Origin of the sequence: Saccharothrix texasensis, assembly GCF_003752005.1 — a bacterium.
Lineage (GTDB): Bacteria > Actinomycetota > Actinomycetes > Mycobacteriales > Pseudonocardiaceae > Actinosynnema > Actinosynnema texasense.
Map to the genome: position 1 here is coordinate 7,546,423 of NZ_RJKM01000001.1, position 15,049 is coordinate 7,561,471.

A 15,049-nucleotide genomic window follows, 5' to 3' on the forward strand; every position below is an offset into this window, starting at 1 on the left:
GTTGAACGCTCACGACGTGAGCAGGTCCGGTGGGACGACGTCGGACAGGACCGACATGCCCTCGGCGACGGCGGCCGCGGCGGCCTCGTCGGCCAGCTCGCGGATCACACCGGCCAGCTCGGCGGGCCGCATCGCCAGCGCCTCCCGGGTGAACGCCAGGTCCACCGGCTTCCCGTGCAGGTCGACCACCACCGTCACGCCCCGGCCGGACGCCTCGCACCGGATCGAGTCCAACCGCTCACCGAGCCCCATCACACCCGCCACGTCTCGGGAGTCGTGTCCTCGACCGACTCCACCAGCCTCGCCCGCACGTCCAGCCCCAACGCCGACACGTCGTCACCGACCTCGTGCCGCGCCCGCGCGTTCGCCCGCGCCGTCGCCGTGTCGACCAGCGCCAGGATCGCCCGCGCCAACCCGGTCTGCCCCAGCCGCACCGACCGCGAGTCCAGCGCCAGCTCGCGCAGCCCGCCGCCGGGACCCACCTCCACCGCGATCCCCGTGTCCGGGTCGTGCGCGTTCCCCGTGATCACGGGTGCACCCCTCCGTAGAACGTCGCCGAGCTGAGCCGGTGGGTGTTGCGCCGCACACTGTCGCCCGAGTTGCCCTCGATCAGCGTCACGGTCCCGCCGGAGACCTTCTCCACGATCCCGATGTGCTTGCTGGTCGCCGGGCTGCTCGGCCCGCTCCCGAACAGCAGCACGTCACCCGGTTTCACCGCGCTCAGGCTCGTGTACGCCTTGCCGTGCTTCTGCCCCCACCGGAACACGTCGCCGGTGAACGGCAGCAGCGGGATGTCCACGCCCGACTTGCGCCACATCGCCGTGGCGAACGACGAGCACCACGCCGCCGTCGGCCCGTACGGGTTGCGGTTGCTGCCGGGCGGGTTCTCCCGCGTGCCCAGCTCCTTGCGGGCAGCCGAGATGATCGTCCGCGAACGGCCGCGGGCCCGCGCCTTGGACGGTGTGGTGGAGCCGCGGGTGCGTTCGGCCCGGCCGTCCGCGACGCCGTCGTGCTCGACGTCCTTCTCCAGCGCGCGCAGCCTGCGGGCGGCGTCCTCCAGCTCGCCCCGCACGTGCCGGACGGTCTCGGTGGTCTCCTTGGTGTACTTCGGCTCCAGGTCGGCCGCCTGCGCCACGGCCTTGAGCAGCGCCGCCTGCGTGCCGACGGCCTTGCCCGCGTCCAGCAGCCGGGACGCCTTGTCCAGGTACTCGTCCACGGCCTGCCGCGCCCGCGTGTGGCCGGTCGTCAACGCGCTGGTGACGCCGGCGACGATCTTCTCCGCGTCCCGGGCGGCGTCGGCGGTGACCCGCAACTGCCTGCCGAGCCGGTTCGAGCGCTTCTCGAAGCCCTCGGAGTTGTCGCCCTTCCAGTGCTCCAGCACGGTCTTGGCGGCCTTGGCCTGGTCCTCGTGCCCGTCGGTGAGGCCGGTCGCGGTCTGGTGCAGCGCGTACTGCACCTTCACCGCGTCCTCGGCCTTGCCCGCCAACGAGTTCCGGTGGCCGATCATGCTCTCGGCGAAGTGCCGGGCCATCGCTCGGGTGTCCACTACCCTTCCCCTCCGCCGCTGATGCCGCCGCTGCCGCCGGTCCTGCCGCCTGCCTTGCCGCCCAGCGAACCGGCGATGTCGTCTTCCTGCTCCTTGTACGCGCGGGCGGAGCGGCTCGCGGACGTGGCCAGCGCGTCGGTGTTGTGCGCGACCGCCTTGACCTGCTTGCGCAGCGCCGCGCCGAAGTTGTCCAACGCGTCGGCGAACCCGGACTGCTTGCCGATGCGCCCGAAGCTGTCCTCGGCGATCTCGCGCACCTCGCGCACGTGCCGCCGGCCGAGCGCGGTGAGGTCGTCGGCCGAGTTCCGCGTCCGCCGCGCGTAGTCGCGCAGCACGCCCAGGTCGACCGAGAACCCGCCGCCGCCACCCGACCCGCCGCGTGAACCGCCACCGGACCCGCCGCGTGAGCCGCCCCCGCCGGAACCACCGCCGGAGCCGCCGCGCTTCATCGCCTCGACGCCCCGCCGTGCCTCGTCCAGGTGACGCTTGTACGCCCCGTTGGTGTAGGTCGACCACGGCGTCCACGACCGGCCGTCACCGGAGATCTTGTTCGCCGCACGGGCGTTCTCCGCCGGGTCGAACAGCTCCCGGTTCGACTCCAGCCCGAACTCGCGCCGCCGCGCCGGGCCCATCGAGCCCAGCATGTTGATCTGCCACAGCCCGTAGGAGTCGTCCGGCGGGGTGGAGTTGTGCGCCCGGGTGTCGCCGCCGGACTCGGCCAGCGCGACCGCCACGGCGATCGTCAGGTCCTGTCCGCGGAACCCCGCGTCGTGCGCGTGCCGGGCGATCTGCTCCGGACTCAGCGTGCTCATGCGGTCACCCTGCACCGTCGACGACCTGCGGCGGAACCGCCGTTGCACGCTCGGACAGCGGCAGTGCACGGGGGAGCTACAGTCGAACACGTGAACGAGGGGATGTTCGACGACGGCTTGTTCGGCGTCGACCCGGAGGAGAAGGCGGCGCGCATCGCCGCCAACGCGCCGCTGGCCGTGCGGATGCGCCCGCGCACCTTGGACGAGGTGGTCGGGCAGGACCACCTGCTCGGGCCGGGCGCGCCGCTGCGCAGGCTGGTGGAGGGCTCGTCGCCCGCCTCGATCATGCTCTACGGCCCGCCGGGCACCGGGAAGACGACGTTGGCCACGCTCGTGTCCCAGGCCACCGGCCGGCGGTTCGCCGCGCTGTCGGCGCTGTCGGCGGGGGTGAAGGAGGTGCGCGCGGTCATCGAGGAGGCACGCCGCCGCCTGGTCCGCTCGGGCGAGTCGACCGTGCTGTTCATCGACGAGGTGCACCGGTTCTCCAAGACCCAGCAGGACGCGCTGCTCGGCGCGGTCGAGGACCGGATCGTGCTGCTGGTCGCGGCGACCACGGAGAACCCGTTCTTCTCCGTCGTGTCGCCCCTGCTGTCCCGGTCGCTGGTGCTGCAGCTGCGGCCGTTGACCGACGACGCGGTGCGCGTGCTGGTCAAGCGGGCCGTGCGGGACGAACGCGGCCTCGGCGGCGCGGTCACCGTCGAGCAGGCCGCCGAGGACCACCTGGTCCGGTTGGCCGGCGGTGACGCCCGGCGGGCCCTCACGGCGCTCGAAGCCGCCGCCGACTCGGTCGGGGACGGCGGCGTGCTCGACCTGGCCACCTTGGAGGCGACGGTCGACAAGGCGGCCGTGCGCTACGACCGGCAGGGCGACCAGCACTACGACGTGACCAGCGCGTTCATCAAGTCGATCCGCGGTTCGGACGTGGACGCCGCGCTGCACTACCTGGCCCGGATGATCGAGGCGGGCGAGGACCCGAGGTTCATCGCGCGGCGGCTGGTGATCCACGCCAGCGAGGACGTCGGCATGGCCGACCCGACGGCGTTGCCGACGTGCGTGGCGGCGGCGCAGGCCGTGCAGCTGATCGGGCTGCCCGAGTGCGCGCTGAACCTGGCGCAGGCCACCATCCACCTGGCCACCGCGCCCAAGTCGAACGCCGTCACGACCGCGATCGGCGAGGCCATGTCCGACGTGCGCAAGGGCGCGATCGGCTCGGTGCCCGCGCACCTGCGCGACGGCCACTACGCGGGCGCGGCGAAGCTGGGCAACGCCCAGGGCTACCGCTACCCGCACGACGTGCCGGAGGGCGTGGTGACCCAGCAGTACGCGCCGGACGACCTGGTGGGCCGGGACTACTACCAGCCGACGGGCCGGGGAGCGGAGCGCGTCCTCGCCGACCGGCTGCCGAGACTGCGCAAGGCCGTCCGCGGCCAGGAGTAAATCCATTTCCGATCCGTCGGAGTTCTGACACGGTGTGCCCCGTGACGGACGCCCCCCTGAACGGCCACGCCCTGCTCGACTTCAACACCCCGCTCTCGGACGCGAAGGCTTACGACCTGATCGGCAGCCTCCACCTGCGGCCGGGGGAGCGGGTCGTCGACTACGGGTGCGGTTGGGCGGAACTGCTGCTCAGGGCGGTGGAGCACGAGCCGAACGCCCTCGGGTCCGGCGTCGACAGCGACGACTACGCCATCACCCGCGGCCGGGCGAACGTCCAGGCCAGGGGGCTGGCGTCCCGCGTCACGCTGGAGCTGGCCGACGTCACCGCGTGGGAGACCGAGCCGGCCGACGTGGCGATCTCGATCGGCGCCTCGCACGCGTGGGGCGGCACGCGGCAGACGTTGGAGGCCATGCGCGCCCGGCTCCGCCCCGGCGGCACGCTCCTGCTCGGCGACGGCTTCTGGGAGCAGCCGCCCGACGACAGGTCGGTCGAGATCTTCGGCGAGGAGGAGTTCGGCGCCCTCGCCGACCTGGTCGACCTGGCGATGGCCTGCGGCTACCGCCTGCTCAACCTCGCCACCGCGAGCCGGGACGAGTGGGACAGCTTCGAGTCCCGCTGGTGCGCCTCCCGGGAGCGCTGGCTGCTCGACCACCCCGACCACCCGGAAGCCGCCGACGTCCGCGCGATCGTCGACGACCACCGCGACGGCTGGCTGAAGGGCTACCGCGCCCGGTTCGGCCTGGCCTACCTGACCCTGGCCCGCGTCTGAACCACCGGCCGCCTCGTCCGGCCGGGGATACCGGACGAGGCGGCCGCGTCCCGTTCCGCGCACCGGTGGTCGACTACGCCGCGGGTCTGCCGGGCCGAGGACTTGCAGTCCCGATCGGTCACCAGCCGTCGGGCGGGGGGATCGGCGCGGCGGAGTGCAGGGGGTTCGGCAGGGTGTCCGTCTGCGGCACCGGGGGGCGGGCGGTCAGGTCTCGGTAGCCCAGGGTGATCCGGTAGCTGTTGAGCGGGTAGCGGAGGAAGGTCGGGGTGGTCAGGGAGCCTTCGTCCATCCGGGCCGCCAGCTCGGGGAAGCGGGCGCGGTAGGCGTCGACCTCGCCGCGGACCTGGCCCCAGAAGTGGTCCTCCGGCAGGGGCAGCAGGGTGGACAGGGGGCGGAGGACGCCGATCAGCAGGGCGTCCACGACGTACTGGCGCAGGATCGGCCACGGTTTGCGCGGCAGCACGGGGTCGTGCGCGTCCGGTTCCAGGCCGCGTGCCGGCACCCGGTCGACGGACACGTTCACGTCGTCCACCAGGTCGAGCAGGGCGACGCGCACCGGCACGTGGTCGCGATCGGTGATCACCACGACGTTCTCGCCGTGCGGGTTGAACGTGACGCCGTACGTGTAGAGCACGTGCAGCAGCGGCCGGAGCAGGGCGCGGAGCAGCGCGGCGAACCACACCGCCGGGTCGGTGCCCCCGAGGTACTCCAGCACCAGCGGCCGGCCGGCGCGGTCCACGTGCAGCAGCGCCGCCAACGACCAGGAGCGCTCACCGGGCCGCAGCGCCACCGGTTCGCGCCAGATGCACCCCATCGTCTCCAGCCACTGGTACGGCACGGCGCCCGCGCGGGACAGCTGCGGGTGCCGGACGGTCACCGAAGCCACCTCGCCCAGCAGGTCGGTGCCCCACTCGCCGAGGAGCTTGTCGGCCGCCCACAGCCCGGACAGCCACTGGGTGACGACCGGCGCGGCGAGCGTGCAGTGCGGCGGGATGCCCCGGTACACCGACGTGTTCAGCACCCGCAGCGGCAGCTTGACCTGGTACCGCGTCGGCGAGTCCACGTTGGACACGGTCCGGATCGCCTGGGTCGGCAGGTACCAGTCCGGGGCTTCGCCCAGCTCCACGATCCGGCCGGTGGCCAGCTCCGGCGCCCACAGGGTGCGCACGACGTGGTCCAGCTGCCACGGGTGCGCGGGCAGCCACACGTAGGCCTCCGGGTCGACCCCGGCTTCCCGCAACGACTCGGTGAACCGCTCGACCGTCACCGGGTCCAGCTCGTGGGCCCGCACCGACGACTCGGACAGCGCCGACGTGCCGCGGAACTCCGCCAGCCCTCGGTGCACGGCCAGCCACGGCAGCCGCACGGGTGTGCGCGCCTCGGGGCTGTGCCGGGCCAGGTCGTCGGCGGAGAACCCGACCCGTCCCTTGTTCGCGATCAGCCACGGGTGCCCGGTCAGGTGCCCGTCCAGCTCCGCCTGCGGCAGCGGCGCCAGCTCCGCCACCGGCCGCGCGGTCGAGGCGAGCGCCACGTCGGCGGCCAGGGTGGCGGTCACCTCGGCCAGGAAACCGGCGGTGGTGGCCGGGTCGACGCGCAGGTGCCGGAACGCGTCGACGACGAACTGCTGCACGTCGTCGCACGGCTCCACCACGTCGTCACCGAGGATGCCGGACGCCGCCCGGCGCACCGATCCCGGCCGCACGACCCACCCGCCGAACGCCGTGCGCGTCGCGGAGAACGTGTAGACCGCGTCCTCGAACCGGAGCTCGTGGTCGCCGGTCGGGGTGAGCAGCCCTTCGAAGCACAGTTCGCCGATCGCCTTCGCCAGCAACGCCGCCGAGCACTCGCGCCACAGGTCAGTCATCGTCGTCTCCTCGCCCCGCGTCCCCCCGTCGCCCGGAGCCCCCGGGGGCGCTGAAGCTGGTGTAGGCGGTGTGCTCGGGCAGCGGGTACACCTCGCGGCCGGTCACCGCGTTGACGATGGTCGCGTTGCGCACCGCCCCGATGCCGAGGTCGGGCGCGGCCACGCCGTGGCTGTGCAGGTCGGCGTTGGCCACGAACACCCGGCCGGTGACGGGCGGGTCCAGCGCGATCGAGTGGTCCAGCGCCACGACGTACCGGCCCTGGTCGTCCCGGCGCACGTGCGGCTCCAACGGCTCCAGGAACGGCGTCGGCGCCTGCGCGTACCCGGTGGCGGCCACGACGAGGTCCGTGCGGTGCCGGAACGTCCTGCCGGTGTCCCGGTGCGCGCACGTCAGCACCACCTCGCCGGAAGCCGGGTCCACGGCGGAGGACGCCACCGCCACGCCCGGCCGCAGCTCGACCGGCGCGAGCCCGTGCTCCCACTCCCGCCGGTACAGCAGGTCGTGCAGCTCCTCCAGGGTCTCCGCCGAGATCGCCCGGTAGTGCCGCCAGTGCTCGGCGCGCAGCGCGTCCCGCCGGTCCTGCGGCAACGAGTGGAAGTGCCGCACGTACGACGGCGTCGTCATCTCCAGCACCAGCTTGGTGTAGTCCAGCGGCGCGAACACCGGCGTGCGGGTCAGCCACGTCACCGCCGGTCCGCCGTCCAGGTTGCGCCGCAGCAGGTCCAGCACGATCTCCGCGCCCGACTGCCCCGACCCCACCACGGTCACCCGGTCGGCGGTCGGCGACCGGTGCAGGTAGTCGGAGCTGTGCACCAGCCGGTCCCCGAGCCCGGCCAGCGCGGGCGGCACGGACGGCGCGGTGCCGACCCCGAGCACCAGGTGCCGCCCCTCGACCGAGAACCCGGGCCCCGACACCACGAACCGGTCGTCCGCCCACCGCGCGGACGTCACGGTGTGCGAGAACCGCACCGGCAGCCGGGACGCCGCCCACCTCAGGTAGTCCTCGTACTCGCGGCGGGTCGGGTGGAACCTCTCCCGCACGTAGAACGGGTACAGCCGGTCCGCGTCGCGCAGGTAGGCCAGGAACGACAGCGGGTGCGTCGGGTCGACCAGCGTCACCAGGTCGGCCAGGAAGTTCACCTGCAGCACCGCGTCGCCGAACATCACCCCGCTGTGCCAGCGCAGCTCCGGGCGCGCCTCCAGCACCACCACGTCCAGGTCGTCCACGGTGGACGCCAACGCGGCCAGCCCGAGGTTGAACGGCCCGCACCCGATCGCCACCACGTCGGCGACCGCCTTCCCGCCGCTCATCGCGTGCGCACCATCAGCAGGGCGACCTTGTCCGGCAACAACACCTCGCCCACCGGCGCGAACCCGCCCGCGGTGAACGACGCGATCGCCCGCCGGTTGCGCACGTCCGGCTCCAGCAGCACCCGCGTGCACCGCGGGTCGGCGTCGAACAGCGCCGCGGTCACCTCCGGCAGCAGCTCGCGCACCAGCCCCTGGTCGGTCATCGACAGCTCGCCGACGGCGACGTGCAGCCCGAGGTCGTGCGGCCGGGCCTGGTACACCTGCGCCACCACGTCCCGCGCGGCCCGGTACACCTCCAGGTAGATCACCGGGTCCTCGCCCCGGCTCACCAGCACCGGCAACGAGTGCCGCCCGGACAGCTGCCGCCGCAGCTCCTCCTCCCACTGCCCGCGCGGCCACGCCTGGTGCCAGAACGCGGCCACGTGCGGCGCCTGCATCCAGCGGTGCACCAGGTCCAGGTCGCGGGTGTCCGGGTCGACCACCCGGGCCCGCCAGCCGCCGGCGAGCGCGGGCAGCGGGGGACCGGGCACGGCCGACAGGTCGTCGGTCCGCCGGTAGGCGTCGAGGTGGCTCACCGGGCGCACCGGCCCTCCCGCAACGGGTTGGGCGCGTCGAAGTACACCGACTGCGCGTCCAGCGGCGCGAGCACCTCGTCGATGCCCTCCAGCCTGGTCAGCAGGTTCGCCTTGCACGGCAGCACGTCCGCTTCCAGCCACCGCCGGGCCAGCCGGTCGCCGTCCGGCCCCGCCTCGGCCAGCGACGGCAGCGCCGCTTCCAGCCGGGCCGCCAGCACGCCGAGCAGGTCGCGCTCGTCGGCCAGCCCTTCCACCCCGATGCAGCCGATCACCGCCAACGCCTGGTTGCGCAGCAGGTAGTAGGTGAGCCGGTCGTCCACGACCGAGTCGTCCACCACGGCCAGCGTCGACTCCTCGACGCCCAGCCGCTCCAGCACCCCGGGCAGGTGCGAGGACGCCAGGTAGTAGCCCTGGTTGTCCCGGTAGCGCCCGCCGACCACGCGGCCCGCCGGGTCCAGCCGCACCAGGGTGTTCTGCTGGTGGGCCTCCAGCCCGATGCCGGTCTCCGCGTACAGCCGCAGCATCGGCACCAGCACGCGGTCGGTGTAGTCGGCGACCCACTCGGCCGCGTTGAGCCGCAGCACCAGCTCGCCCAGCAGGGAACGCCCGATGCCCGGCCGCGGCGCGACCATGCCGGCCAGGCACCGCGAGTCGCCGAGGTCCGCCGGCACGTCGCGCACGGCCACGTCGAGCCCGGTGACGTCGCCGCCCTCGTCCACCGCGAGCCAGGCCGGGTCGCGCACGATGCTGAACTCGGGGTGCGCCTTCTCCGTGCCGGCCGCGTAGCCGGACTCCAGCAGCAGGTGCACCTCCGAGCCCCGGCGCAGCTCGGTCGACGTCGACTCGCGCCGCGAGTTCGTGATCCGCAGGCCCAGCGAGAGCTTCAGCATCACCGGCGCGCCGGTCCGGTACACCGTGCGCAGGCTGGAGGTCGGCGACCACGCGGGCCCGAACTCGCCGAGCGGCTCCAGCAGCCCGCGCGACACCAGCGACGCGATCCGCGGCCTGGCGAGCAGGTCGTGCGCCTGCCACGGGTGCGCGGGCACCAGCACCCGGCCGGGCTCGGGGCTGCGCCCCGCCAGCGTCGACATCAGCGTCACCGCGTCCGGGCCGGCCACCGAGCCGTGCGACACGACCTCCCGGGCCGCCGAGAACCAGAACAGCGGGAACGAGCCGCGCAGCTCCGGCGCGTACCGGGCGTCGTCGGCGGCGGACAGGCCGTCGCGGCTCTTGGGCGCGGGGTGGTGCAGGTGCCCGAGCATCAACCGCTGCTCGCTGTCGAGGAACCGGTCGGCCGGGCCGACGGGCGCCCGGCGGCGGTAGGCGACGAACTCCGCGACCCGGCGCACCGACTCGGCGGTGCGCTCGACCAGGTCGGCCGCGTCACCGCCGAGCTCCGCGCCCACCAGGGCCGCCGCCACCACCGGGTCGGCCGGTCGGCCGGCCAGCGTCACCGGCCCGAACCGGTGCCGCCCGGTCGGCGACGCGTACCGCACGTCCGCCTCCAGCGGCAGGCCGAGCACCTCGATCCGCACCCGGTCGGTCACCGGCACGTCGCGCTCCCGCACCCAACAGCGCAGCAACGCCTCCAAGTGCGCGTGCTCCGCGGTCGACCGGGGGTCGCCTTCCAGCGGATCGCGTGTCATGCGGCTCCTTCCACAAGTCGTTCGGCGGCGGAACCGGCATCGCGGACCAGTGCCAGCAGCGCGACCAGGTCCGCCTCCCGGGCGTTCGGGTTGAGCAGGGTCAACTTCAGGCACGTCGCCTTGTCCACCTCGGTGCGGCCGATGAGCGCCGCGCCGGCCCGCAGCAGCGCCCGGCGCAGCCGCGCGTTCACCTCGTCGGCCAGCGACTCGTCGGCGGGCCGGTAGCGGAACACCACCGTGGTCAGCGTCGCGCCGCCGACCAGCTCGAACGACGGGTCGGCGGAGATCAGCGCGGCGGCGTGCCCGGCCAGCTCGTGGCACCGGTCGACCAGCGCGCCCAGTCCGGCGCGGCCCAGCGCGAGCAGCGTCGCGGCCACCTTCACCGCGTCCGGCCGGCGCGTGGTCTGCAACGACCGGCCGAGCGCGCCGTCGTAGCCCTCCGCCCGGTCGTCCTCCGGGTTCAGGTAGGCCACCGAGCGCTCCAGCGGGCCGAACAGCGACGCCGAGCGCACCAGCAGCACGCTCGCCGCGGCCGGCTGCCAGCCGATCTTGTGCAGGTCCGCGGTCACCGAGTCGGCCAGCGCCAGCCCGTCCACGAGCCCGGCCAGCTTCGCCGAGAACAACGCGCCGAAGCCGTAGGCGGCGTCCACGTGCAGCCACGCGCCGTGCTCGCGGGCGATCTCCGCCACCTCCGGCAACGGGTCGACCGAGCCGAAGTCCGTGGTGCCCGCGGTCGCCACGACGGCCACCGGCGTGCCGCCCGCGCGCAGCACCGCCGCCAGCGCGTCCGGCCGCATCCGCCGGCGCGAGTCCACCGACACCGTGCGCACCGCGTGCTCGCCGAGGCCCAGCGCCGCGCACGCCCGCGCGACCGAGAAGTGCGCGAGCTCCGAGCAGAACACCACCGGGTCGGGCAGCGCGCCCACCCCGTCGGCCCGCACGTCCAGGCCGAGCCGGGCCGCCGCCGCGTCCCTGGCCAGCAGCAGCGCGGTCAGGTTCGACAGCGTGCCGCCGGGGGTGAACACGCCGTCCGCGTCGGCGTCGAACCCGGCCAGCCGGGCGAGCGCCGCCACGACCCACCGCTCCACGGCGAGCGCGGCGGGGCCGGAGTCGTAGGTGTCCAGCGAGGCGTTGCCCGCGCCGGCCAGCGCGTCCGCCGTGACGGCGACGGCCAGCGGCGGCGGCTGGAGGTGGGCGGCGGCGAACGGGCTGGTCAGGTCGACACCGCCCTCGGTCAGCACGGTCGCGACGCGGGCCAGCGCGGCGTCCGCGCCGATGCCGTGCTCGGGCACGTCGCCGAGCACCCGGCGGGCCCTGGCCAGCACGTCGGCGGGTCTGCCCGGCGGGATCGGTCCTGCGGAGGGGCTGACGGCGAACACGACACCTCCGACGATCGACTAAGGCTAGGCTTACCTCATCTACTCGGCGTGGTGTGTGTCAAGCCCTCCGTCACCATCCGTGCTGTGACGATCACTCGCGTCACCACGCTAGCCGCCGCGACCACGATCGAATCGACGCCAAATGGGGGGTCTTGGGCAGGCGTCCCACCAGGTGGCACACCCGTGCCCCGATCTCGTTCGGAGGCCCCGGCGCGGTCGCGGTAACCTTGGCCACCACCTTGAGCCGTGCAATCCACCAGGAGGATCCGTGTCGCCAGGGCAGATCGCCGCGCTGGTCGCCGCCGGCGCGTTCGTGCTGCTTGTGCTGCTGCTGGCGATCCCGTTGATCAAGCTGGGCCGGACGCTGGACGAGGCCACGATCGCCATCCGCAAGGCGCACCAGAACAGCGACCCGCTCTTCACCGGCGCGAACACGACGATCACGCACGTGAACACGCAGTTGGAGCGGGTGGACGGGATCACCGCCAACGCCCGCGCGGTCACCGGCAACGTCTCCGCGCTCACCTCGCTGTTCACCGCCACGCTGGGCGGTCCGCTGGTCAAGGCCGCCGCGCTGTCCTACGGCGTGAGCAAGGCCATCCGCGCCCGGCGCGCGACCAAGGAGATCTCCAGCAAGCACACTCGACGCAGGGGCAGGCGATGAGGCGGCTGTTCTGGTTCGGGCTCGGCATCGCCGCCGGCGTCTTCGCCACCCGCAAGGCGGGTCAGGCCGCGCACGCCGCCACGCCCGCGGGCATCGGCGAGAACGTCGGCCAGGGCCTGCGCGAGCTGGCCGGCGCCCTCGGCTCGTTCGGCGCCGAGGTGCGCGCCGGAATGTCGGAGCGCGAACAGGAGTTGCAGGACACCGTGGAACGTCAGACGGGCTTCACGCCGGGTCGGCGAGCGCGCGGGGCGAACGACGCCAAGTAGGTCGTTCGTTCGCCTCACCGCGCCCACGCCCGACCGTCGGCCAGGCCGACGTCGCTTCCACACTCCCGAAGGACTTCACCGTGCAGACCCACGAGATCATCAAGCGCTTCCGCGAGCACTTCGAGAACGCCGGCCACAAGTACGTGCCCAGCGCCTCCCTCCTGCTCGACGACCCGAACCTGCTGTTCGTCAACGCCGGCATGGTGCCGTTCAAGCCGTACTTCCTCGGCGAGGCCCCGCCGCCCGCCCCGCGGATGACGAGCATCCAGAAGTGCGTGCGCACGCCGGACATCGACGAGGTCGGCAAGACCACCCGGCACAACACGTTCTTCCAGATGGCCGGCAACTTCTCCTTCGGCGACTACTTCAAGGAAGACGCCATCCGGCTGGCCTGGGACCTGGTCACCAGGCCGCAGGCCGACGGCGGCTACGGCCTGGACCCCGAGCGCATCTGGGTGACCGTCTACCTGGACGACGACGAGGCCGCCGGCCTGTGGCAGAAGGTCGCCGGGCTGCCGCCCGAGCGCATCCAGCGCCGCGACATCGAGGACAACTACTGGTCGATGGGCGTGCCCGGCCCGTGCGGCCCGTGCTCGGAGATCTACTACGACCGCGGCCCCGCCTTCGGCGAGGAGGGCGGCCCGGTCGTCGACGAGGACCGGTACCTGGAGATCTGGAACCTGGTCTTCATGCAGAACGTCCGCGGCGAGGGCGGCGCCAAGAGGGACTACCCGATCCTCGGCGAGCTGCCCGACAAGAACATCGACACCGGCATGGGCGTCGAGCGCGTCGCCATGCTGCTGCAGGACGTCGACAACGTCTACGAGACCGACCTCGTCCGCACCGTGATCACCAAGGCCGAGCAGCTCTCCGGTCGCCAGTACGGCGCCGACGCCACCGACGACGTGCGCTTCCGCGTCATCGCCGACCACGCCCGCAGCGGCGTGCTGCTGGTCGGCGACGGCGTCACCCCCGGCAACGAGGCCCGCGGCTACGTGCTGCGCCGCCTGCTGCGCCGCATCGTCCGCTCGGCCCGCCTGCTCGGCGTCACCGAGCCGGTGCTCGTGCGGTTCGCCGAGGTCGTGCGCGACGCCATGGGCCCCTCCTACCCCGAGCTGGTCTCCGGCTTCGCCCGCATCCAGCAGGTCCTCAAGGCCGAGGAGGACACGTTCCTGCGCACGCTCGACGCCGGGTCGCGGATCTTCGAGACGGCCGCCGGGCAGGTCAAGGCCGACGGCCGCGCCACGCTGCCCGGTGACCAGGCCTTCCAGCTGCACGACACCTACGGCTTCCCGTTCGACCTCACCCTGGAGATGGCCGCCGAGGCCGGCCTGACCGTGGACGAGGACGGGTTCCGCAAGCTGATGGCCGAGCAGCGCGCCCGCGCCAAGGCCGACGCCGCCGGCAAGAAGACCGGCCACGGCGACCAGACCGTGTACCGGGAGCTGCTGGAGCTCGGCGCCACCGAGTTCACCGGCTACACCGAGCTGGCCAGCGAGGCCACCCTGCGCGGCATCGTCAGCGGCGGCAAGCGGGTGAAGTCGGCCCGCGAGGGCGACATCGTCGAGGTCGTGCTCGACCGCACCCCGCTGTACGCCGAGTCCGGCGGCCAGGAGAGCGACGCCGGCACGATCGTCACGGCCGACGCCGAGCTGGAGGTCGTGGACGTCCAGAAGGTCGCCCGCAAGCTGTGGGTGCACCAGGTGCGCGTGGTCAGCGGCGAGATCGCCGAGGGCGAGCACGTCGAGGCCAGGGTCGACCCGGAGTGGCGCGTGGGCGCCCGCCAGGGCCACTCGGGCACGCACGTCGTGCACGCCGCCCTGCGGCAGGTGCTCGGCCCGTCGGCCCTGCAGAGCGGCTCGTACAACAAGCCGGGCTACCTGCGGCTGGACTTCGCCTGGACCGGCGGCCTGTCCGAACAGGCCCGCAGCGAGATCGAAGAGGTCTCCAACCTGGCCGTCCGCAAGGACCTCCCGGTGCAGGTCGTCTACACCGACATGGGTGGCGCCCAGGAGATGGGCGCCGTCGCCCTGTTCGGCGAGACCTACGACGAGACCGTGCGCGTGGTCGAGATCGGCGGGCCGTGGTCGCGCGAGCTGTGCGGTGGCACGCACGTCGAGCACTCGTCCCAGATCGGCCCCATCACGGTGATCGGCGAGTCGTCCGTCGGCTCCGGCGTGCGCCGCCTGGAGGCCTACGTCGGCATCGAGGCCTTCAAGTACCTGGCCCAGGAGCGGGCCCTGGTGCAGAACGTCGCCGCCATGCTGAAGGTGCCCGACGCCGAGGTGCCCGCCCGGGTCGAGGCCCTGGTGGAGCGGCTGCGGGTGGCCGAGAAGGAGCTGGAGAAGGTCCGGGCCGCCCAGCTCGTGGCCAACGCCGGCTCCCTGGCCGAGCAGGCCCTGGACGTGCGCGGCGTGTCCCTGGTGGCCCTGCGGCTGCCCGAGGGCACGTCGGGCGCCGACGTGCGGACCATCGCCGGCGAGGTGCGCAACCGGCTCGGCGACAAGCCGGGCGTGGTCGGCCTGTTCGCCCCGGACGGCGACAAGGTCAGCTTCGTGGTCGCCACCACGTCCGCCGCCCGTGACCTGGGCCTCGCCGCCGGCAAGCTGGTGCCGGCCTTCGCCCCGGCCGTCGGCGGCCGCGGCGGCGGCAAGCCGGACCTCGCCCAGGGCGGCGGCACGAACCCGGCCGGGGTCGACGAGGCCGTCGCCGCCCTGCGGGCCGAGGTGGACCGCGCCCTCGAAGCCGGCCGAAGTGCTTCCTCCCGGTGAGGGCGCA

The 15,049-nt window shown here is 73.7% G+C and carries 14 protein-coding genes; 5 read left to right on the forward strand and 9 right to left on the reverse strand.

What is annotated here, in order from left to right; translation table 11 throughout:
• Positions 1–9: 9 nt before the first annotated feature.
• Genes EDD40_RS33945 through EDD40_RS33960 form a run of 4 tightly spaced genes read right to left on the reverse strand, consistent with a single transcriptional unit; the run spans position 10 to position 2,358 of the window.
• The gene (locus EDD40_RS33945) at positions 10–264 is read right to left on the reverse strand and encodes a hypothetical protein (RefSeq protein ID WP_170185287.1); all 255 of its coding nucleotides are present in this window, start codon (positions 262–264) and stop codon (positions 10–12) included.
• Positions 252–530 carry a YbaB/EbfC family DNA-binding protein gene (locus EDD40_RS33950; protein ID WP_246038011.1) on the reverse strand — a complete coding sequence of 93 codons (279 nt, stop codon included), beginning with the start codon at positions 528–530 and terminating at the stop codon, positions 252–254. Before EDD40_RS33950 ends, EDD40_RS33945 begins: the two co-directional genes overlap by 13 nt.
• Positions 527–1,546, reverse strand: coding sequence for a CHAP domain-containing protein (locus EDD40_RS33955; RefSeq protein ID WP_123746542.1), 1,020 nt, complete (start codon positions 1,544–1,546; stop codon positions 527–529). The genes EDD40_RS33950 and EDD40_RS33955 overlap by 4 nt, the downstream gene beginning before the upstream one ends.
• A complete protein-coding gene (locus tag EDD40_RS33960; protein ID WP_123748492.1) occupies positions 1,546–2,358 on the reverse strand; it encodes a type VII secretion target in 813 nt (270 codons plus the stop codon). Before EDD40_RS33960 ends, EDD40_RS33955 begins: the two co-directional genes overlap by 1 nt.
• A 102-nt stretch (positions 2,359–2,460) precedes the next feature.
• Between EDD40_RS33960 and EDD40_RS33965 the strand changes: the two genes are divergently transcribed.
• Together EDD40_RS33965 and EDD40_RS33970 are read left to right on the forward strand one after the other, a co-directional pair.
• A complete protein-coding gene (locus EDD40_RS33965) occupies positions 2,461–3,795 on the forward strand; it encodes a replication-associated recombination protein A (RefSeq protein WP_123748493.1) in 1,335 nt (444 codons plus the stop codon).
• A 41-nt stretch (positions 3,796–3,836) separates the two neighbouring features.
• The gene (locus tag EDD40_RS33970) at positions 3,837–4,565 is read left to right on the forward strand and encodes an SAM-dependent methyltransferase (protein WP_246038015.1); all 729 of its coding nucleotides are present in this window, start codon (positions 3,837–3,839) and stop codon (positions 4,563–4,565) included.
• Between the two features lie 118 nt (positions 4,566–4,683).
• Here EDD40_RS33970 and EDD40_RS33975 read toward each other — a convergent pair whose 3' ends face one another.
• From EDD40_RS33975 to EDD40_RS33995, 5 genes are read right to left on the reverse strand one after another with little or no spacing between them, the layout of a single operon-like run.
• On the reverse strand, positions 4,684–6,429 hold the full coding sequence (locus EDD40_RS33975) for an IucA/IucC family protein (protein ID WP_123746543.1): 1,746 nt from the start codon (positions 6,427–6,429) through the stop codon (positions 4,684–4,686).
• A complete protein-coding gene (locus EDD40_RS33980; RefSeq protein WP_123746544.1) occupies positions 6,422–7,741 on the reverse strand; it encodes a lysine N(6)-hydroxylase/L-ornithine N(5)-oxygenase family protein in 1,320 nt (439 codons plus the stop codon). Before EDD40_RS33980 ends, EDD40_RS33975 begins: the two co-directional genes overlap by 8 nt.
• Entirely contained in the window at positions 7,738–8,316 is a 579-nt protein-coding gene (locus EDD40_RS33985; RefSeq protein WP_123748495.1) for a GNAT family N-acetyltransferase, read from the reverse strand. Before EDD40_RS33985 ends, EDD40_RS33980 begins: the two co-directional genes overlap by 4 nt.
• On the reverse strand, positions 8,313–9,962 hold the full coding sequence (locus EDD40_RS33990; RefSeq protein ID WP_123746545.1) for an IucA/IucC family protein: 1,650 nt from the start codon (positions 9,960–9,962) through the stop codon (positions 8,313–8,315). Before EDD40_RS33990 ends, EDD40_RS33985 begins: the two co-directional genes overlap by 4 nt.
• The gene (locus tag EDD40_RS33995; protein WP_246038017.1) at positions 9,959–11,341 is read right to left on the reverse strand and encodes a pyridoxal phosphate-dependent decarboxylase family protein; all 1,383 of its coding nucleotides are present in this window, start codon (positions 11,339–11,341) and stop codon (positions 9,959–9,961) included. The genes EDD40_RS33990 and EDD40_RS33995 overlap by 4 nt, the downstream gene beginning before the upstream one ends.
• Before the next feature lie 268 nt (positions 11,342–11,609).
• Here EDD40_RS33995 and EDD40_RS34000 point away from each other — a divergent pair, with 268 nt between their 5' ends.
• From EDD40_RS34000 to alaS, 3 genes are all read left to right on the forward strand, one after another.
• The gene (locus EDD40_RS34000; protein ID WP_123746547.1) at positions 11,610–12,005 is read left to right on the forward strand and encodes a DUF948 domain-containing protein; all 396 of its coding nucleotides are present in this window, start codon (positions 11,610–11,612) and stop codon (positions 12,003–12,005) included.
• The gene (locus tag EDD40_RS34005; protein ID WP_123746548.1) at positions 12,002–12,271 is read left to right on the forward strand and encodes a hypothetical protein; all 270 of its coding nucleotides are present in this window, start codon (positions 12,002–12,004) and stop codon (positions 12,269–12,271) included. The genes EDD40_RS34000 and EDD40_RS34005 overlap by 4 nt, the downstream gene beginning before the upstream one ends.
• Positions 12,272–12,351: 80 nt before the next feature.
• Positions 12,352–15,042, forward strand: coding sequence for an alanine--tRNA ligase (gene alaS, locus EDD40_RS34010; protein WP_123746549.1), 2,691 nt, complete (start codon positions 12,352–12,354; stop codon positions 15,040–15,042).
• Positions 15,043–15,049: the final 7 nt, after the last annotated feature.